Genomic DNA, 17,403 nt, shown 5'->3' with positions numbered 1-17,403 from the left:
CGGACACCCCGGGCCGGACACCCCGGCCCGGCACCCGGCTCACCGATAGGGATCGGCGACCTCGCGGAGGCGGGTGAGGGCGCTGCGGAGCAGCCGGGTGTCCTCGGCCCCGAGGTGGCGGGCCCACTCCCCCTCGACCCGGGCCTCCGCCTCCCGCGCGACGGCCACGGCGGCCGCGCCCCGGGGCGCGATGCGCACCAGGCGGGCCCGGGCATCGGTCGGGTCGGGCGTGCGGTGGACGTAGCCGGCCCGCTCCAGCTCCCCGACGACGTGTGGCGGACCATCGACAGCTAGCGTCTTTCCCTGGCCGGGCTGCTCGACGACCTCAGCCCTTCCGAGTGGGAGACCCCGTCCCTGTGCACGGGATGGCGGGTGCGCGAGGTCGCCGCCCACCTCACCCTGGCCCACCTGGGCGTCTTCCCGGCGCTCGTCGCCGCGGTCCGCGCCCGCGGCAGCTTCGACCGAATGATCCACGACACGGCCGTACGGGAGGCCGCACACCCGGTCGCCGATTTCGCACCCCGGCTGCGCGCGATGGCCGGATCCCGCCGCAAGGCCCCCGGGGTGACCCGCCTGGAGCCGCTGATCGACGTCCTGGTGCACGGGCAGGACGTCGCCGTCCCACTGGGCCGGGCCCGCACGATGCCGGCCGAAGCGGCGGCGACCGCGGCGCAGCGGGCCTGGTCCATGGGCTTCCCGTTCCGCGCCCGGCGCCGGCTGGCGGGCTTCCGGCTCACCGCCACGGACCGCGACTGGACGGCCGGCACCGACGACCTCGCGGGCCCCGGCGCCAGCGGCACGGTCGAGGGCCCGGTCTCGGCGCTCCTCCTCCTGGTCACCGGCCGGGACGTGGCTGCCCTGCCCCTCCTGTCCGGCCCCGGGCTGCCGGCCCTCACGGAGCGGCTCGCCGCCCCGGGCGCACACCGGGCCTGAGGCGGGCGCGCAGCCACGGGGCGTCCGGAACCTGGGACGCCGGGCCCGTTCCGGCGATTGCCGCCCCACCCGGGCCCTCGCCCCTCTACCGTGCCCTGGGGGGGGACGGCACAGGCACGGGCAGAAGCGCACGCCCGGGGACGTACGCGGGCGCTTGCGCGGGACCGGAGGGGCGGAGCGGGATGAGCGACGAAGAAGACACGCGGCTGGCCAGGATGACCCCCGTGATCTCCCGCCGCACCCTGACCCTGCTGCGCGGCCTGGCCGGGCTGGAACCACCGGAGCAGGTGCCCGAGGAGGCGATGAACACCGCCGACGAGGTCCTCGCCGAGTACGGGACCGACGGGCTCCGCGTGCTGGTGATGACCCTGGCGGCCTGGGCGACGGCACAGATCGAGAACGTCTCCGAACTGAGCGGGCGGAGCCACGAGGCCGTCCTCGACGCCATGGAGCTGGCCTGCCTGGAGGCCGGCGCCGAGGAATGACCGCGGAGCAACCGCGGAGCCCCCTGGCTTTAGCTCGCCGAAAATCGGACAATCCTCCGGAGGCGGACACCCCTGATTCGGCCCGGCGTCGGCGACACTGGGTGGAGCGGGGGGTCCCGATCGGAGGCCGTCGTGAGCACACCTTCCCCCATCCGGATCGCTGCCGTCCTGTCGACCGAGCACCGCAGGCGGCTGATGTCCCACGCCCGTGAGGTCAATTTCCCCGAGGGCGCGCGGATCTTCGACGAGGGAACCCGGGCGGATTCCTTCTGGATCGTGCGCTCCGGCACGGTGACCCTGGAGATCCCGGTCCCGGGGCGCCGGCCCACCCCCATCGAGAGCCTGGGCCCGGGAGAACTGGTCGGCTGGTCGTGGCTGTTCCCGCCGTACGTGTGGCAGCTGAGCGCCGAGGCCATGACGCCGGTCCGCGCGTACGAGTTCGACGCCACGACCGTACGGATGCTCATGGACGCCGATCCGGCCTTCGGGTCCGCCCTCGGCCACTGGGTCGGTCGGGTCCTCGCACTGCGGCTGCACCAGACCCGGACCCGCCTCATGGACATGTACGCCCCCCGGCTCGCCGCGAGCTGACCCGGGCGGTTCGGGCCGATTCCGCCGACCGCTCCCCCACAGGTCAGCCGCCCCGGACCGCTGCGGTCTGCGGTCATGCGTGCGCACTGCGTGACGAGAAGTAGAGGTGCGAACGGGCGTTCCGGTTCCGCATGGGCAAGACTCGCGTCCGTTATCCGACGCAACGACGCGAGGAGTGTTCGACATGCGATCCGTCACCAGGACCCTGGGACTGTCGTCCGCCGCCATGGGGCTCACCGCCCTCACCGCCCTCACCGGCTCCGGTGTGGCCGGAGCCGCGCCCGCCGGCGGCGAGAGCCTGTACGCCCCGTCCGTGCTCGTCCTGAGCGTCACCGACGGCGAGGACGCGGTGAGCGGTACGGTGCTGCGCGCGGTCACCCTGGTCTGTGCGCCCCGGCCCGGCGGAACCCACCCGGACCCGGAAGCCGCCTGCGCCGAGTTACAGGCCCACGCCCCCGACCTGGACGCACTCGCCGAGCCGCGCCCCGACGCGGCGTGTACCCGGGAGTGGAGCCCGCTGACCGTCACCGCCGAAGGCGTGTGGCAGGGCCGCCGGATGAGCTACACCTACACCTACGCGAACCCGTGCGCGCTGTGGAACAGCACCGGCACGGTCTTCACCATCTGAGGTCAGCCCAGCTCCAGGCTCGTGACCCCGTAGATGCCGGTCAGGTCGAGGTCCGGTTCCTGGCCGGTGTACATCCGGGCGGTCTCGAACGCCGGGGCCAGGCCCAGTCCGCCCAGCAGGGCGGCGGCTCGCGGATGGGCGTCCGGCACGTCCACGGCGACCTCCCCGTCGGGGGTCCGTTCCGCGAGCCGGAGCAGGAGGGCGGCGGCGACGGCCGGGTCGGCGGCGTAGAGCGGGCCGACGCGCGCGGCGCCGCTGCTCGGCCGGACCACTCCGAACCCCTCGACCCGGCCGTCCCGGACGGCGGCGAGGGCGGTGCGGCCGGGCAGCGCGACCCAGGCGGCGAGGAAGGCGTCGCGCGGCGCGGGGAAGAACCTCCGGTCGTACGCGGCGAGTTGTCCGAAGGGCAGGGTGGCCGCGTCCACGATCCGCACCCCGGGCGCCGGCTCCTCCGGGAGGTCCCCGGTCGCCCGCGGCACCCCCTCGTGGCGGACGTTGTTCCAGGCCGAGCGGAAGCCGGACTTGCGGTAGTTGTGCTGCTGTTCGACCACCCCGTCCAGCCCGACGAGCCGCCCGTCGAGCCGCTCCATCCCGGCCTTCCACAACCGGATCCCGTACCCCTGCCCGCGTACGTCGGGGCGGGCGATGTAGAAGCCGATGAAGCCGAATCCGGCGCCGTACCGGACCGCCGAGATGCAGGCGACGGGCTCCCCGCGGAGCCGCCCGACGAGGAATCCGCCCGGATCGGCGACGGCGAACGCGAACCGGTCGGAGTCCCCGGGGTTCCAGCCCTCCTCATCGGCCCAGTCCCGGAGCAGCGCCATGTCGGCGGCGCTCGCGCCGTTGATCTCGAATCCAGCGAGTCCCGTCATGTCCGCTGTTGTACCAGATCCGCCCCTGCGGTCCGCATGGGCTCAACCGCCCGTCAGGAGGCCGACGAACGCCGCGCGATCGGCCTCCCGGTGCAGATCGCTCACCTGCCCGTCGCCCACCTCCACGACCCGCCAGACCCCGTCCGCGCGCAGTGCGAGGTCCGTGGTGACGAAGGCGCAGCCGAGCTCCGCGACGGCGGCCCGCACCGGTCCGAGGTCCGGCGCCGCGGCCTCTGCGTACGGGCTGTCGGGGTGGGCGGTGACCAGCCGGGGTTCGCCGTCGCGCCACCAGACCCGCACCTCGGTGGCCACGCCCTCGGTCGCCGTGAACGCCTCGAAGGCGCGCAGCACAACCCCGCCGGCCAGGTCCTCGCCCTGGAGTTCCACGAACCGGTTCACCACGCGGTGGACGGCGGTCCGGTCCGCGAGGTCGGGGAGGTGGCAGGCCTCGGCCCACTCGTGCTTGCGGGACTTGACGTAGTCCTTGACGATGCCCGCGCGGGACGGCAGGGCCGCGGCGGCGTCCGCGAGCCGGGCCGGCTCCGGGGTCTTCCCCGGGGGTGTCGCCAGCCAGCGGCTGGGCGGGGTCAGCCCGGCGAACGCCTCGTACCAGCCGGGGAGTTCGTGGGCGCGCCGGTACGCGTCCGGGGTGACGCGGAGTCCGCCGCCGCGCTCGCGCAGGGCCGCGTCGAGTGCGGCGTACCGGGCCGCCGGAATCATCCAGCCCCGGTACCAGAGCGCCCCCGCCCCGGCGGGCACCCCGGCCACGGCCCGGCCGGCGTCCCCGGCGAGCAGCGCGTCGTGGTCGATGAGCGCGACACCGCCTCCGGCGGCGCGCACCGCGCGGGCCTCCTCGGCGAAGTGGGCGTCGGGACGGCGCCCGTTCAGCGGATCGGAGCAGTACAGGACGGTGGTCTGCATGCCGCCACCCTACGGAGATCCGCGCGGAGGAGGGGCACCACCCGAAACCCCGTGGAGAACACCGTCCGGGCTGCCTAGAGTCGGCCCCATGGGAAAGCCGCTCGTCGCAGTGTTCAGTGGGGCCGGGATGTCCACCGATTCGGGGATTCCCGACTATCGGGGGCCGCAGGGTTTGTGGCGCCGGGAGCCCGACGCCGAGAAGCTCGTGACCTACTCCTCCTACATGGCCGATCCGGAGATCCGGCGCCGGTCCTGGCTGATGCGCGCCGAGATCGGGGCCCTGGGGGCGCGGCCGAACGCCGCGCACCTCGCCGTCGCCGATCTGGAGCGTGCCGGGATCCCGCTGCGGGTGATCACGCAGAACGTGGACGGGCTGCACCAGCTCGCCGGGACCTCCGCGCGCAAGGTGTTCGAACTGCACGGCACGGCGCGGGCCGTGGTGTGCACGGTCTGCCGTGCCCGTACCGGCATGGACGAGGCGCTGGCCCGGATCGCCGCCGGTGAGCCGGATCCGGCCTGCCTCGCGTGCGGCGGGATCCTGAAGGCGGCGACCGTGATGTTCGGGGAGCGGCTGGACCCCGAGGTGCTCGCCGGGGCCGTGGCGATCGCCAAGGGGTGCCAGGTCTTCGTGGCCGTGGGCTCGACGCTGCAGGTGCAGCCCGCGGCCTCGCTGGCCGGGATGGCCGCGGAGGCGGGGGCCCGCCTGATCATCGTGAACGCCGAGGAGACCCCGTACGACCACCTCGCCGACGAGGTGATCCGCGAGCCCATCGGGACGGCTCTGCCCGCCCTGCTGGCGCGGATCGCCTCGGAGGACGTGCTCCGCTGACGCCTCAGCCGGCGTCGGCCGCCCGCCGCATCTCCGCCACGTCGAGCTTCTTCATCTTCATCATCGCGGCCGTCGCCCGCGCGGCCCGCCCCGGGTCGGGGTCGGAGATCAGCTCGATGGCCCCGGCCGGGATGACCTGCCAGGACAGCCCGAACTTGTCCTTGACCCAGCCGCAGGCGGATTCCTGGCCGCCGTCGCCGGTCAGGGCCTCGTAGTAGTAGTCGGCCTCGGCGTCGTCGGCGCAGTGGATCTGGAAGGAGACGGCCTCGGTGAAGGGGAACTGCGGGCCGCCGTTGAGACCGACGAACCTCTGGCCGTTGATCTCGAACTCGACGACCATGACCTCGCCCGCGACGCCGGGGCTCCCCTCGGGGTAGAGGCCGACGCGGCCGCGCTTGCCGTCCTTGAAGACGGACAGGTAGTAGTCGGCGGCGGCCTCCGCCGCGCCGTCGAACCACAGACACGTGGTGAAGGGGTTGCTCGCCATGACTGCCTCCAGGGTGTGCGGGTGGGGGGAATCCGTCCCGCACATACAGACCGGTCCCGGCCCCGAAACTCATCGGTGGGGCCGGGACCGGTCCGTATCCCGTCTGGAATGCACTCCTGCGGGTTACATCTCGAGCATGCGATCGACGATCCGGCGGGCCGCCTGGCCGTCGTCCAGGTCGCAGAACTCCTCCCGGAACGCCGCACGCGCCTGCGCGTACTCCGCGCCCACCGCGTCCACGTTCCGCACGGCCTCGATCAGGCTCGCCGAGTCCCTGAGCAGCGGGCCCGGGGCCTTCTTCTCCAGGTCGAAGGTGAACCCGCGCAGGGTGTCCCGGTAGTGCTCCAGGTCGTAGGCGAAGAGCAGGACGGGCCGGTCGGTGTGCGCGAAGTCGAAGATCGCGGAGGAGTAGTCCGAGATCAGCACGTCGGCGACGAGCAGCAGGTCGGTGGCGTCGGGCCAGCGCGACACGTCGACGACGAACCCGTCGCGGACGCCTTCGCGCACCTGCTCGGTGACCTTGTGGTGGCCGCGGATCAGCAGGATGTGGTCCTCGCCGAGCTCACGGCGGGCCGCGTCCAGGTCGATCTGCAGGTCGAGCTTGTAGCCGGAGGTGACCGTCCAGCCCAGGCGGTTCTCCCGCCACGTGGGCATGTACAGCACGACCTTCTTGCCCTCCGGCAGGCCGAGCCGGCGCCGGACGTCCGCGATCCGGTCCGCGTCGGGCCGTACCAGCGCGTCCGTGCGCGGGCTGCCGGACTCGATGACCTCGCCGCCGTAGCCGAGCGCCCGCTTCAGGACCGGGGTGGCGTACGAGCCCGGGGAGGCGAGCAGCGACCACTGCGCGCTGTCGTGCTCCAGCGCGTCCAGCACCTCGGGGCTGGTGTAGTAGTCGTGCATGAAGTCGTGGCCGATCTGCTTCAGCGGCGTACCGTGCCACGTCTGCACGACGGTCTGGCCGGGACGCCGGCGGAAGGCGCGCGGCACGCTGTCGTTGACCACGTAGTACCGGGCCCGCGCGAGCACGTCCCAGGATTCGAGGCTGTCGTACTGGACCGCGCGGGCGGTCTCCGGGACCTCGGCCCGGCCGTCGCGGACCAGCCAGACGTGTTCCAGCTGCTCGCCGCGCCGCAGGAGTTCCTCGTGGATGGCGCGCGGCGAGTCTCCGGCGCTGTGCCCCTGGAAGGCGTCGTAGACCACGATGTCCTTGACCGGCAGGGCGCTCTGCGCCGGGTACGTCACGTCGCGCGCGATCCGCTGCGCGTAGCGCGAGCGATCGTGCGGGCTGATCATCGGATCGGCGATCAGCGCGACGCGGTCGTAGAGGCGGGATTCGACCCGTATCCGGCGGCCCCGGGCCGTGACGGCGTGGGGTCCCGCGTGCAGGGCGGTCGGGGCGAACTGCAGCGGGGCGCCGCGGTCGACGCCGAGCAGGCCGGCGGTGGCCCCGCCCTGGGAGACCGGGCGCAGCGTGGGCCACCAGCGGCCTTGCGGCAGCGGGGTGCGGCCGGCCCGGCTCTCGGGGAGCACCGGCTCGAAGGAGGCTTCGAAGGTGTCGCCGTCGCGGGTGACGGGGTAGCTGAACTCCAGGCCGGTCGGGTCGTGCAGGACCAGCTCGTAGGGCTCGTCCAGGGGGGCGACGAACCGGCCCCGGAGCGTGAACGCACCGTCCTTGGCCTCGACGGTGTCGACCAGCGGCGGGGAGACCTGGACCGAGAAGGTCAGGTGTCCGGTAGTGCCGCGCTTGGCGAAGAGGGCCCGGCCGGGCTCCTTCCCGGGCAGCGCGAGGACCAGTCCGGCGAAGCCGGCGCGCTCGTCGTGCGCCAGCCGGTGCTCGGTGCCGTCGGCGGCGGTCACGGACAGGCTCCACGGTTCCGGGCTCCACTCGCCGGGCACGACGGGGGCGTCCGGGACGGCGGCCAGGTCGGCCAGCGGCACGCGCACGGTGAAGGGGATCCGGCCGCCGGTGACGGCGGGGGCGGTCTCCAGCGGGAAGGTGAGCGCGGTGCGGGTGGAGACGTGCACGGCGCGCAGGGCGGCTCCGGCGCCGACCTCGGCGGCGAGCTCGCCGGCCACCTCGACGGCGTCGTCGCCGGCCGGGCGGACGTCCAGGGCGCGGGCGCGGACGATCTCCACCTGGACGCTGAAGGTCCCGGTGACGCTGGGGACGATCCGCACGTCCGGGGCGACCCAGTGGGCGGGCGGGTTCTGTCCGCTGTCGTGCTCGCCGCCCTTGAGCCGGGCGCGGTGCAGTCCGCCGGCGCCGGTGACGGCGACGGAGGTGCTCCACACGCCTTCGTTCCACTTCCCGCCCGTCTGGAAGGCGGTGGGGTCGATCACGGCGGTGAAACCGGCCCAGTCGGCGTGGCGCAGGGCGAGGTGCGGGGAGTTCACGGTGGCCATCGGGGAGGCGACCGTACGGGTGGTGAGGACGGTGCGGCGGCGCTTGCCGTTCTCGCGGAAGACCAGCATCTTGCGCGAGCCGAGGCGGCTCTCGGCGCCCAGGTGTCCGGGGAGGGCGTAGCCGCGCAGCAGCAGCTTGCCGTCGGCCCAGTGGGCCTGCTCGACGCGGCTGACGACGCGGCGTTCGCGCGGGCCGAGGGTGAGGACCTTGGCGGGGACCGGTGCCTTGAGGAACGGGTAGTCGGCTTGCGGGCGGGCCAGTCCCTTGACCGGCACGCTGTAGGTGAAGTCCCGCTGGTGCTGGACGAGGGCCACGAACTCCTCGATCCGGCCCTCCCCGGCGAGGTAGGCCTTGAGCCGGTCGGCGACCGTCAGGTCGGGCCACAGCCCGGGGCCGATCTCGCGGACCAGGCCGCCGGCCTCCTTGGCGAAGGCGGCACGGAACTCGGCGCCGGCCTCGGGAACGTACTTGTAGATGAGCGGGAGTTCCTCGCTCAGCACGTTGCGGTCGTAGTCGCGCAGGTAGCGGGTGTAGGCGGCGCCCTGCTTGCTCTGGAGCGCCTCGCGGACCAGGCGGACGGAGGTCACGCGGTCGATGACCGAGACCGGGTCGGTGGAGCGCTGGGTGATGGAGCGCTCGCCGGTTTCGCGGACGCGCCAGTGGTAGACGCACTCACCGATGACGTCGACGCTCTTGGCGAAGTAGTGCGCGGGAATGGAGACGGGCGCGTCCTCGTAGAGGATGCCTTCCGGGTACTGGAAGGCGTGCTCGTCCCAGAAGCTGCGCCGGTAGACCTTGTTCCACGCGGTGCGGTCGGTGACCAGCGCCGGGAACTTGGAGATGTGGGTCTTCAGCCGGGTCGCGGCGAAGGCGACGCGGTGGCCCCAGGACTGCTGCATGCCGACGGAGCGGAAGCGCTTGACGTTGCCGGCCGCGAAGTCGGAGCCGGTCTCGTCGAGGGCGTCGATCATGCGCTGGTACGCGTACGGCGGCATGGTGTCGTCGCTGTCGACGAAGGCCAGGTACTCGCTGCCCGGGCTGATGTGGCGGGCGCCCACGTTGCGGGCCGCGCCGAGTCCCGCGTTCTTCTGGAGGACCAGCCGGAAGCGGTCGTCGCGGTCGGCGAACGCCTGGGCGAGTGCCGCGCTGCCGTCGGTGGAACCGTCGTCGACGAGCACGACTTCGAAGTCGTCGAATGTCTGTGCTGCGATGGACTCCAGGCACTCGTCGAGGTAAAGCTCGACGTTGTAGACGGGGACGACGATACTCAGGCGCGGGGGCATGGGCGGCGAGTTCTCCAGCTTACTAACAATATTGATGATCAGCCGATTACAGCATCTTACTCTGTAACGAGATGATAAAATCCGGTCGTCTCGGACATAAGTGAGAAGCCGCCGGGGCGGGCGGCAATGAGTTCAGCCGCCCGCCACCTCGCCGTCATCGAATCAGACTTCCAGCTCTGCCTCGATCTTCTTCAGCTGGTGCCGGGCCATCGCGAGGTTCGCCCGCGTCTTGTCGAGCGCCAGGTAGAGGAAGAGTCCGGCCGAGCCCCGGCCCTTCATGAGCCGGATCAGGTGGTACTGGGTTCCGAGCGTGATGAGGACGTCCTCGATCTCGTCCTTCAGGCCCAGCATCTCCATCGTGCGGAGCTTGGCCCGCACCACGTCGGTGTTGCCCGCGGCGGCGACCGTGAGGTCGAGGTCCTTTCCGCCGCCGACGGTGCCGAGGGCCATACCGCTGCTGCAGTCGACCAGGGCGACGCCGAGCACGCCGTCGATGCTGGTGGTGGCTTCCTTGAGCGATGTCTCCACGTTGGCCATGGGGGTTCCTCTTTCTTTTCCGTGTCCGGTGGTTCCGGTCGTTCTGTTCGGTCGGTACGGATGTACGTGGTCGAGGGGATCAGGAGCCGGTGCCGGAGCCCGCGCCCGGGCCGCGGCGGCCGAGGCTGTGATCGATCAGCTCCGCTATGCGCAGGCTGGAACGGCGGGCCTCCAGGTGGAGCCGTCCGACGTTGACGCGCGGCTCCGCGATCAGGGTCAGCACGGCCGCGTCGCCCGCCGCGTAGGTGGCGACGTAGCCGTCCTCTCCGCGCACGAGCAGCTCGCGGAACCCGCCCTGCCCGGTGCAGTCGCTGAGCCGCTGGGCCACTCCCAGGGCAGCGGCGGTCAGGGCCGCGACGGATTCCGCCTCGGTGGCGGCGCTGTCGTGGGCCAGGACCAGGCCGTCGACGCTCGCGGCCAGGGCACCGCCCAGCTGCGGGACGCGGGCCCGCAGCCGTCGGAGCTCGGCGAGTATCTCGGCCTCGGCTTCGGCGGGCACGGTACTCATGTCGGACCTTCTCCTTTCGGACTGCCGCCGCTCGGAACGGTCGCCGCGCTGGGCGGCTCGCAGCGGGAGCCTCACAGGCTTGCCTCCAGTGCGTCGCGTAACCGGCGCAGCAACGCCACGTCCGGGGACTGCGCCTGCGTCATCCAGTCGGGCAGCGGCGCCTCCGCGGCGGCGGCGGGCGCCGGTGCGTGCGGGGTTTCGACCAGCCCGGCCGCCGCGAGGCGCCGTACGTCGAGCAGGGTGTGGAAGGCCGGGCGGCCCAGCACCCAGGCGAGGTCCGCCGGTGTCCGGACCCCGTCGGCGCGGTCGAGCAGGATCCGCTGGCGGGCGGTGATCGTCTGCCCGGGGGCGGCGGGCCGGGGCACGACCGGGGAGGTGTCCAGCAGCGGGTAGGGCCAGACCGCGTCGAGCAGCTCCCGGCGGCGGCAGGTCTCCCGCTCGACGGCGGCGGCCGGTACGGAGCGGACGGAGCCGATCCAGTGGGTGGCCCCGCGCCGGAAGCGGGAGGGGCCGCTGCCCGGGGAGAGCGCGAAGAAGGCGGCGTCGAAGATCGCGGCGAGGTGGCATATCTCCAGTTCGCCGCCTGCGAGCCCGCCGCTGTCGACGAGGAAGCGGGCGACCTGGCGGCGGGCGCCGGCCTCGTTCACGGCTTCGGTCCAGCGCTCGGGGGTGAGGCCCCCGCCGGTGGTGAGCAGGACGTCGAGTCCCGGGGTGGCCGGGCTCTCCGCGTGCACCACGCGGCCGTCCTCCAGGAAGAGGGTGCCGCGCTCGCGGAACAGGGCGCCGGTCGCCCGCTCGGCGGCGAGCCGGGTGAGCAGCGGGGAGACGGCGACGGTGGCGACGGCGGTCACTTCAGCACCAGCTCCTCGGCCAGGGCCCGGAGTCTGTGCCGGGCGAGGGCGAGGTTTCCGTCGGTCCGGTCGAGCCACAGGTGCAGGAACACGCTGCTGTCGAAGCTGGTCTCGACGAATCGGAGTACGTGGTAGCCGGTCCGGGTGGTGACGATGAGGTCCTCCACGGGCGGCCCGGCGCCGTCCTGCGCCTCGGTTCCGTCCGGGGCGAAGGACTCGTACTCGGCGGCCGCCCGGGCCAGTTCGGCGGTCTCGGCCGCGGTGGTCTCGTGGTCCCCCACCGGTGATTCCCCGGCGGTGCCGAGGGCCAGGCCGCTGCTCCAATCGACCAGCGCGGCCCCCCTGGCACCAGGCAGGGCCATGGCTTCGAGCAGGCATTCGTCGATCCCGGGCACGCGGACTCCCCTCCCGGCCGGACCGTGCGTGGTGCACGGTCGTGCGGCGCGACAGAAGGGAACTTACTCAACTTCCACACTACGAAAGGGCGTTCTGGCATTTTCCGCTGGAACATGCGCGATGGCACGTGACAGCTTGGCCGGAACCCCTCCTCTTTTGATCATTCTTTTGGATCGTGCGCCTCAAACGCCCCCCGCGGCCCCGCCGTCACGACGCGAGCGGCAGATCGTCCGAGAGCCGGAAGGCCCCGCCCTCGCGTTGTACGTAGCCCTCGTGGCTGAGGGTGCGCAGCAGGTGGTAAACGGTGGGCAGCGGGATTCCGGTGAGCCGGGACAGGCGCTTGGCCGTCGCCCCGCCCTCCGCGTACATCGCTTCCACGAGCCGCAACGCCCGCTGCACGGAACCGATGAGGGTGGGTGCGGTGGTGGTGGCGCTGCCCCCGTCGGCGCTGCCCTCGCCCGCGGCGCCCCCGCCCTCGACGCCCCCGTCAGTGCCGTCCGTGCTGCCCGCGCGGTCCTTCTGGCTGTGTTCGGTGCCCATGAGTGGTCCCCCTGCTCCGGTACGAGGCCTGGCAAACCCATCAAAGTCGCTCATCGGTCTCAAAACCAGCGGACTCGCGTAAACCTGAGCATAAGATCAACTCATGCCCGGCCCCCGGAAACCGAAGCTCCTCGTCGAGGCCCTCAGATGCGGGCCGGCGTCCAGCCTTCGATGTGCCAGGGCGCGCCGACGGTCAGCGCGTGCGGGGCTCCGGAGACGGTGAGGCAGGCCTCGCGCGGGGTGCCCCGTTCGAAGGTGAGCCGCAGGGAGCCGTTGCCGGCGACCTCGGCCGTGTTGATCCGGCACAGGGCCAGTTCGCCGAGGAGCGCCAGGGGATGGCCGGGGAGCATGCTGCCCGGGCTGGCGGAGACCCGGACGTCGCCGTCGGCGGCGATGCCGACCCGGACCGAGCCGAAGAGCGGCTGCTCCAGCCGCCAGGGGGCGTCGATGACGATGCGGGCTTCCGCGTCGGTCAGCTCGTCGTGGACGGTGAGGAAGGGCGAGGCCCTGCGCCGTTCGCCCGTCTCCAGGACCAGGGCGCCCTCCAGGTCCACGGGCAGGGGGGCCACTCCGCTCGTGACGGGGAACGGACCGCTGTCCACGCGCAGGCACACCGGGTCCAGGCAGTCGGGTACCGGATCCACCACGGGCCCCGGCAGCGGGGGCCGGTCGGTCACCTCGCCCCAGAGGGCGGGAACGGCGTGGCGCAGCACCGCGTCCGTGACCTCGTCCGCGACGCGGGCGGCGGTGCGCTCGTCGGTGATGCTCCACCAGTGGTCGTGCGGATGACCGAGGAGGTGTCCGATCCTGGCGTGCCAGCCGACGGGGCCGACGCGGTTGGCGCTGAGCCGGGTCCCGAGGGCCGGCCGCAGCCGCCGCAGCGCCTCGTGTTCCTCGTACGGGACCGCGCGCAGGTTGACGGTGAACCTGCACTCGGCGGCCCCGGACGAAGCGCTCCGCTGGAAGCCGAGCAGCGCGTGGTCGGGTTCGGCGGCGCGGAGCCGGTACTCCAGCCCGGTGCCGGTGAAACCCGCATCGCGCAGCGCCGGGGCGATCCGCTCGCGCAGCGTCTGGTGGAACAAGTCGGTCGCGTTCACCCTCGTAGTGTCACAAGCCGCACGCTCCCCGACCAAAACCGTCCATCCCCGGGCGGCCGCGAAGGCCTGTCCGGGCCGCTCTATCCTGCGCGGACCGCGGATCACAGCAGGTCCGCGGCGGGGAGGGGATCAGCGGACATGGAAACCGTGAGACAGAGCGCCGGGGCGACGGACGCCCCGGAGGTGCGGCCGTGCCCGGAGTGCGGGACCGAGGTCACCGCGCACCCGTCGTACGTCACCTGGTGCGCGGCCTGCGACTGGAACGTGGACCCGGGCGCCCCGGATCCGGAGCGGGGCCGGCTCGCGAAGGTCCGGCGACGCCTGGCCGCGCGGTACGGGGAGCAGCTGGCCGAGGAGATCGGACGGGGCGGGAGCGGGACCGGCCGGGTCGGTCCGGGCGGGTCGACCGTCCTGGCCTTCGGGCTCGCCCTGCTGGTGCACGGGGTCACCGCGGGCCTGTTCCTGGCCGCGGTCGTGCTGATCATCGGCGGCTGGCACACCGGCATCCAGCCGGTGCTCGGCGTCGTGCTCCTGGTGGCCGTGGCGGTGCTGATGCCGCGGCCGGGCCGGGCCCCGAGCGGGCCGGTGGTGCTGTACCGGGCGGACGCCCCCGAGCTCTTCGGGCTGATCGACGAGGTGGGGGCCGCCGTCGGGACGACGGGGGTGCACGCAGTGGTGGTGGACTCCTCCCCCAACGCCTGGGTGAGCGCCTACGGCTACCGCGGCCGGCGCGTGATGTGCCTGGGCCTCGGGCTGTGGGAGATCCTCACGCCGCAGGAGCGGGTGGCCCTGCTGGGGCACGAGCTCGGGCACTTCGCGAACGGCGACATCCGCTCCTCGTTCCTGATGAACGGGGCCCTGCGGTCCCTGGCCGAATGGCACGCGGTCCTGGTCCCGGTGCATCGCGGGACCCTCATGGACTGGTTCATGCACGCCGTGACGTTCCTGCCCCGCTGGACGGTCTACGGGCTGATCCGCCTGCTCGACGGCCTGACCCTGCGGGCTTCGCAGCGTGCGGAGTACCTGGCCGACACCGGCGCGGCCCGTGCCGGTTCCGGCGGGGCGGCCGTCACGCTGCTGGACCGGCTGCTGGTCGCCGCCGCCGTCGAGGCGCACCTGCGGCGCGAGTCGATGGCGGTGGCCCGGGCCGGTGGCGGGCCGGGGGGCCGCGAGGTGCGCGAGGCCGCCGAGCGTGAGCTGTGGGAACGGCTGGCCGCGCGGATCGGCTCCGTCCCCGAGAGCGAGTACGAGCGGCTGCGCCGGGTCTCGGCCCGGCGCGGGCACAGCGTCGACGACACCCACCCGCCGACCCACCTGCGCCGGCGCTGCCTGGCCTCGGCCGACCCGCAGCCCGCGCTGGTCGTCTGCGACGGCCCCCGGGCCCAGGCGGTCGCGGCAGAACTGGCCCCGGCCCGAGCGGAGATGGCCCGCCAGGTGATCCGGGACCACGCCGGCTGAAGGGGAGCACCCCTACCACCCCTAGTGCGTGCAGGTCACGAAGGCCGGGAGCGGGGTCTCCTCGACGAGGCGGCGGGGCAGGGACAGCGCGAAGCGGTGTTCCAGTACCGCGAGGGTGAGGCGGTCACGTTCCCCGGACGGTTCGTCCTCGGGGCGGGCGTAGCAGCCGTCGGGGGTGAGGATCTTGGCCTCGACCAGCTCGGGCAGGAGGAAGTCGGGCCGGTGGCCGCCACGCCAGTGCTCCTCGCCGATGCCGAAGCAGCAGACCAGCTCGCCGTCCCGGGCGTACGCGAACTGCTTGGGCGGGTGATCGGGCTGCGGGTCGAGGTACACGGCCTCGGCCCCGGAGCGGGAGACCTCCGCGAGGCGCTGGGCCCCGGCGGGCACTCCGTGTTCCACGGCGAAGGACCAGCCGCCCCAGCTCCCGACCCGGGCCACCCCGTCCCCGTCCACCGTCTCGGTGACCATGCTCCAGGCGTCGATGGCTCCGAGCGGCCCGGGACGCAGGTCCGGCAGGGCGCCGAGCCGGGCGGCCAGTTCCTCGGGGCCTATGCCCCGGGCGAAGGTGAGGCTGACGTACCAGGCGCTCCAGTCCGCCAGCCACTGGATGCCGCCGTCGCAACCGCGGGCGCCGTCGCCCGCGCCCTGCCTCGTGATGTCCGCCATTGCCACGGTTCCTCCCGCGATCCCTGCGATGCGAGCCGGTCCTGCCGGGGGCGCCGGTCCTGCCGGAACCGGCCCTACCGGCACGATAGTCAGTCGGCGGGGGCTTCCGGGAGGAGGCGCTCGACCATCGTGCCGATGAGCCCCTCCACGTCGTGGGGGCCCAGCAGGCCGGGCACGGTCAGGTCGTCGACGATCAGCCCGAGCATGGCCAGGTAGATCAGGACCACGCCCTGCCGGTCCCCCGGCAGTCCCGCCTCCAGGTGCCAGGCGATGTTCGCCTCGAGTTCGGCGCCCTGGAATCCGGCCAGTGCCTCCTGGAGTTCGGGCCGCCGGGTGGCCTCCAGGCGCAGTTCCAGCATCGCGGTGTGGACGCTGCGCTCGCGGCGCATGCGCTCCAGGAGCCGGTGCAGCAGCACCTTCGTGTCGAAGGGGCCCGTCAGGTCCGCCGGATCGGGGGTGAGCCGCTCGCGGGTGCGGTGCAGGATCTGTACGAGGAGCTGGGCGCGGTGGGCGAAGTAGTTGGAGGCGGTGCCGGTCGGCACCCCGGCCTCCGCGTCCACGGCGCGCAGGGTCAGCCCCCGTGAGCCCTCGCGGGCGAGGACTTCGATGGCGGCGTCGAGCAGCGCGGCGCGGCGCTCGGGGTTCTGGCGCATGGGTGGGTCCCTGACGGTGTGGACGTGGCTGCCGGTATGACCGCCGCATATGCACTGCACGTGCAGTGCTTCGGACACGCTAGCGGACGCCGCCTCGTCGAGGCCCTCCCCAGCGCCCCCTCCGACGTGCCACCCTGCCCGTTATGGAGCGGATCATCGGGGAGATACGCGAGGACCTGGACCGCCGGATCGCCGTGGCCGCCGAGCGGCTCGCCGACCGGTCGGCCGATGACCCGGCCTGCGCCGTCTACGTCGCCCTGCTCGGCCGGGCCGCCCTGCGCGAGCGGGTCCACCACCTGCTCCGCCAGACCGTCGACGGCCTGCTCCGTGCGGCCCGCGGCCTGCCGCCCGAGCTCGGCGAGGCCCGCGCCGACGGCGAGCTCCGCGCCCGGCAGGGGCTGCCGCTCGACTCCCTGCTGCGCGTCTACCGGCTCGGCGGCAGGCTGCTGTGGCAGGTCCTGACCGAGGCCGTCTCCGCACACGACCGGGCGGCGCTGCCCCGGCTGCTGCCCGGGGCGCCCGCGCTGTGGGACGTGGTCGACCGGATGGCGGACGCGGCGGCGGAGTCCTACCGCCGGACCGAGGCCGTGCGCGGCGACCGCGAGCGGGAGCTGCGGGGCGCCCTGCTCGACGCCCTGTTCGACGGCGGCGGTCCGGCGGGCCGGTCCGCCGAGTCGGCGCGGCGGCTCGGGCTTCCGGAGCACGGCCGGTTCGCCGTGGTCGTCCTCGATCCCGGGGAGGGTGCGTGGGCGGCCCCGGCCGGCGCCCCGCGCGTGCTGTGGCGGATCCGCGCCGACGGCGAGACCGGCCTGGTGGAGCTGGGCGGGCTGCCGCTCGCCTCCGTGACCGATCTGCTGGCGCCCCTGGGCTTACGGGCCGGGGTGAGCCCGGTGGTGGAGACGCCCGGCGAGCTGGCCGGGGCCCGCCGGCTGGCCGTCCTCGCGCTGCGTGCGGCGCCGGGGGCCGACGGTCCGCACACCGCCCTGCTGGACGAGCGGCTCCCGGCGGCCCTGGTCGCGGCCGAGCCCGAACTCGCCGGCCGGCTGCGCCAGGTGGTGCTGGGCCCGGTCCTGGCCCTGGCCGCGGAGGACCGCAGGGTGCTGCTGACCACCCTGGGCACCTGGCTGTCCTGCCGGGGCTCGACCACGTACGCCGCCCAGCGGCTGTACTGCCACCGCAACACCGTCTCCAACCGGCTGCGCCGCCTGGAGCAGCTGACCGGGCGCTCGCTGGCCGATCCCGCCCACGTCGTGGAGCTGGCGCT

Annotated in this window: 18 protein-coding genes and 2 pseudogenes; 7 read left to right on the top strand and 13 right to left on the bottom strand. The window is 73.6% G+C overall.

Going from position 1 to position 17,403, the window contains the following annotated elements:
• Positions 1–39: 39 nt before the first annotated feature.
• On the bottom strand, positions 40–198 hold the full coding sequence (locus tag OG898_RS27865; RefSeq protein WP_266959958.1) for a hypothetical protein: 159 nt from the start codon (positions 196–198) through the stop codon (positions 40–42).
• 105 nt (positions 199–303) lie between these two features.
• Between OG898_RS27865 and OG898_RS27860 the strand changes: the two genes are divergently transcribed.
• From OG898_RS27860 to OG898_RS27845, 4 genes are all read left to right on the top strand, one after another.
• The gene (locus tag OG898_RS27860) at positions 304–933 is read left to right on the top strand and encodes a maleylpyruvate isomerase family mycothiol-dependent enzyme (RefSeq protein ID WP_266960481.1); all 630 of its coding nucleotides are present in this window, start codon (positions 304–306) and stop codon (positions 931–933) included.
• A gap of 182 nt (positions 934–1,115) precedes the next feature.
• Positions 1,116–1,418, top strand: a complete 303-nt coding sequence (locus OG898_RS27855; protein ID WP_266959956.1) for a hypothetical protein — start codon at positions 1,116–1,118, stop codon at positions 1,416–1,418.
• 132 nt (positions 1,419–1,550) lie between these two features.
• A complete protein-coding gene (locus OG898_RS27850; RefSeq protein ID WP_250739247.1) occupies positions 1,551–2,009 on the top strand; it encodes a cyclic nucleotide-binding domain-containing protein in 459 nt (152 codons plus the stop codon).
• A gap of 184 nt (positions 2,010–2,193) precedes the next feature.
• Positions 2,194–2,637 carry a subtilase-type protease inhibitor gene (locus tag OG898_RS27845; protein WP_266959954.1) on the top strand — a complete coding sequence of 148 codons (444 nt, stop codon included), beginning with the start codon at positions 2,194–2,196 and terminating at the stop codon, positions 2,635–2,637.
• Positions 2,638–2,639: 2 nt separating this feature from the next.
• Here OG898_RS27845 and OG898_RS27840 read toward each other — a convergent pair whose 3' ends face one another.
• Complete coding sequence (locus tag OG898_RS27840; protein WP_266959952.1) at positions 2,640–3,509, bottom strand: GNAT family N-acetyltransferase; 870 nt, start codon at positions 3,507–3,509, stop codon at positions 2,640–2,642.
• A 42-nt stretch (positions 3,510–3,551) separates the two neighbouring features.
• On the bottom strand, positions 3,552–4,430 hold the full coding sequence (locus OG898_RS27835; protein ID WP_266959950.1) for an ATP-grasp domain-containing protein: 879 nt from the start codon (positions 4,428–4,430) through the stop codon (positions 3,552–3,554).
• An 88-nt stretch (positions 4,431–4,518) separates the two neighbouring features.
• Between OG898_RS27835 and OG898_RS27830 the strand changes: the two genes are divergently transcribed.
• Positions 4,519–5,259 (top strand): Sir2 family NAD-dependent protein deacetylase, encoded by a 741-nt coding sequence (locus tag OG898_RS27830; RefSeq protein ID WP_250739240.1) that lies wholly within the window; start codon positions 4,519–4,521, stop codon positions 5,257–5,259.
• A gap of 4 nt (positions 5,260–5,263) precedes the next feature.
• Here the strand turns inward: OG898_RS27830 and OG898_RS27825 are convergent, their stop codons facing one another.
• The 8 genes and pseudogenes from OG898_RS27825 to OG898_RS27790 form a co-directional block, all read right to left on the bottom strand.
• Positions 5,264–5,746, bottom strand: coding sequence for a VOC family protein (locus OG898_RS27825; protein ID WP_250739239.1), 483 nt, complete (start codon positions 5,744–5,746; stop codon positions 5,264–5,266).
• Between the two features lie 123 nt (positions 5,747–5,869).
• The gene (locus OG898_RS27820; RefSeq protein ID WP_250739238.1) at positions 5,870–9,433 is read right to left on the bottom strand and encodes a bifunctional glycosyltransferase family 2 protein/CDP-glycerol:glycerophosphate glycerophosphotransferase; all 3,564 of its coding nucleotides are present in this window, start codon (positions 9,431–9,433) and stop codon (positions 5,870–5,872) included.
• A 162-nt stretch (positions 9,434–9,595) separates the two neighbouring features.
• Positions 9,596–9,970 (bottom strand): hypothetical protein, encoded by a 375-nt coding sequence (locus tag OG898_RS27815; RefSeq protein ID WP_266959949.1) that lies wholly within the window; start codon positions 9,968–9,970, stop codon positions 9,596–9,598.
• Positions 9,971–10,049: 79 nt separating this feature from the next.
• Positions 10,050–10,478, bottom strand: coding sequence for a roadblock/LC7 domain-containing protein (locus OG898_RS27810; protein WP_266959947.1), 429 nt, complete (start codon positions 10,476–10,478; stop codon positions 10,050–10,052).
• A gap of 71 nt (positions 10,479–10,549) precedes the next feature.
• Entirely contained in the window at positions 10,550–11,329 is a 780-nt protein-coding gene (locus OG898_RS27805; protein WP_250739235.1) for a transcriptional regulator, read from the bottom strand.
• Complete coding sequence (locus OG898_RS27800; protein ID WP_250739234.1) at positions 11,326–11,724, bottom strand: hypothetical protein; 399 nt, start codon at positions 11,722–11,724, stop codon at positions 11,326–11,328. Before OG898_RS27800 ends, OG898_RS27805 begins: the two co-directional genes overlap by 4 nt.
• A gap of 235 nt (positions 11,725–11,959) precedes the next feature.
• A pseudogene (locus tag OG898_RS27795) lies at positions 11,960–12,133 on the bottom strand (helix-turn-helix domain-containing protein); the annotation flags it as partial.
• A 275-nt stretch (positions 12,134–12,408) separates the two neighbouring features.
• Entirely contained in the window at positions 12,409–13,362 is a 954-nt protein-coding gene (locus OG898_RS27790; protein ID WP_250739233.1) for a DUF4304 domain-containing protein, read from the bottom strand.
• Positions 13,363–13,500: 138 nt separating this feature from the next.
• Here OG898_RS27790 and OG898_RS27785 point away from each other — a divergent pair, with 138 nt between their 5' ends.
• Positions 13,501–14,820: a M48 family metallopeptidase gene (locus OG898_RS27785; protein ID WP_250739230.1), complete on the top strand. Its 1,320-nt coding sequence runs from the start codon at positions 13,501–13,503 to the stop codon at positions 14,818–14,820.
• A gap of 21 nt (positions 14,821–14,841) precedes the next feature.
• Here the strand turns inward: OG898_RS27785 and OG898_RS27780 are convergent, their stop codons facing one another.
• A complete protein-coding gene (locus OG898_RS27780) occupies positions 14,842–15,486 on the bottom strand; it encodes a DUF6461 domain-containing protein (protein WP_250739222.1) in 645 nt (214 codons plus the stop codon).
• Between the two features lie 89 nt (positions 15,487–15,575).
• Positions 15,576–16,139, bottom strand: coding sequence for a TetR/AcrR family transcriptional regulator (locus OG898_RS27775; protein WP_266959943.1), 564 nt, complete (start codon positions 16,137–16,139; stop codon positions 15,576–15,578).
• A gap of 143 nt (positions 16,140–16,282) precedes the next feature.
• On the opposite strand from OG898_RS27775, the pseudogene OG898_RS36335 reads away from it, so the two are divergent.
• A pseudogene (locus OG898_RS36335) lies at positions 16,283–17,401 on the top strand (PucR family transcriptional regulator); the annotation flags it as partial.
• Positions 17,402–17,403: the final 2 nt, after the last annotated feature.

Origin of the sequence: Streptomyces sp. NBC_00193, assembly GCF_026342735.1 — a bacterium.
Lineage (GTDB): Bacteria > Actinomycetota > Actinomycetes > Streptomycetales > Streptomycetaceae > Streptomyces > Streptomyces stoeckheimensis.
This window is presented reverse-complemented; position numbering and strand designations above follow the sequence as displayed.

Coding starts and splice junctions, on each gene's coding strand:
- OG898_RS27785 (WP_250739230.1), top strand. CDS start 13,501: ATGGAAACCGTGAGACAGAGCGCCGGGGCGACGGACGCCCCGGAGGTG.
- OG898_RS27855 (WP_266959956.1), top strand. CDS start 1,116: ATGAGCGACGAAGAAGACACGCGGCTGGCCAGGATGACCCCCGTGATC.
- OG898_RS27815 (WP_266959949.1), bottom strand. CDS start 9,970: ATGGCCAACGTGGAGACATCGCTCAAGGAAGCCACCACCAGCATCGAC.
- OG898_RS27840 (WP_266959952.1), bottom strand. CDS start 3,509: ATGACGGGACTCGCTGGATTCGAGATCAACGGCGCGAGCGCCGCCGAC.
- OG898_RS27835 (WP_266959950.1), bottom strand. CDS start 4,430: ATGCAGACCACCGTCCTGTACTGCTCCGATCCGCTGAACGGGCGCCGT.
- OG898_RS27825 (WP_250739239.1), bottom strand. CDS start 5,746: ATGGCGAGCAACCCCTTCACCACGTGTCTGTGGTTCGACGGCGCGGCG.
- OG898_RS27780 (WP_250739222.1), bottom strand. CDS start 15,486: ATGGCGGACATCACGAGGCAGGGCGCGGGCGACGGCGCCCGCGGTTGC.
- OG898_RS27845 (WP_266959954.1), top strand. CDS start 2,194: ATGCGATCCGTCACCAGGACCCTGGGACTGTCGTCCGCCGCCATGGGG.
- OG898_RS27820 (WP_250739238.1), bottom strand. CDS start 9,433: ATGCCCCCGCGCCTGAGTATCGTCGTCCCCGTCTACAACGTCGAGCTT.
- OG898_RS27830 (WP_250739240.1), top strand. CDS start 4,519: ATGGGAAAGCCGCTCGTCGCAGTGTTCAGTGGGGCCGGGATGTCCACC.
- OG898_RS27810 (WP_266959947.1), bottom strand. CDS start 10,478: ATGAGTACCGTGCCCGCCGAAGCCGAGGCCGAGATACTCGCCGAGCTC.
- OG898_RS27775 (WP_266959943.1), bottom strand. CDS start 16,139: ATGCGCCAGAACCCCGAGCGCCGCGCCGCGCTGCTCGACGCCGCCATC.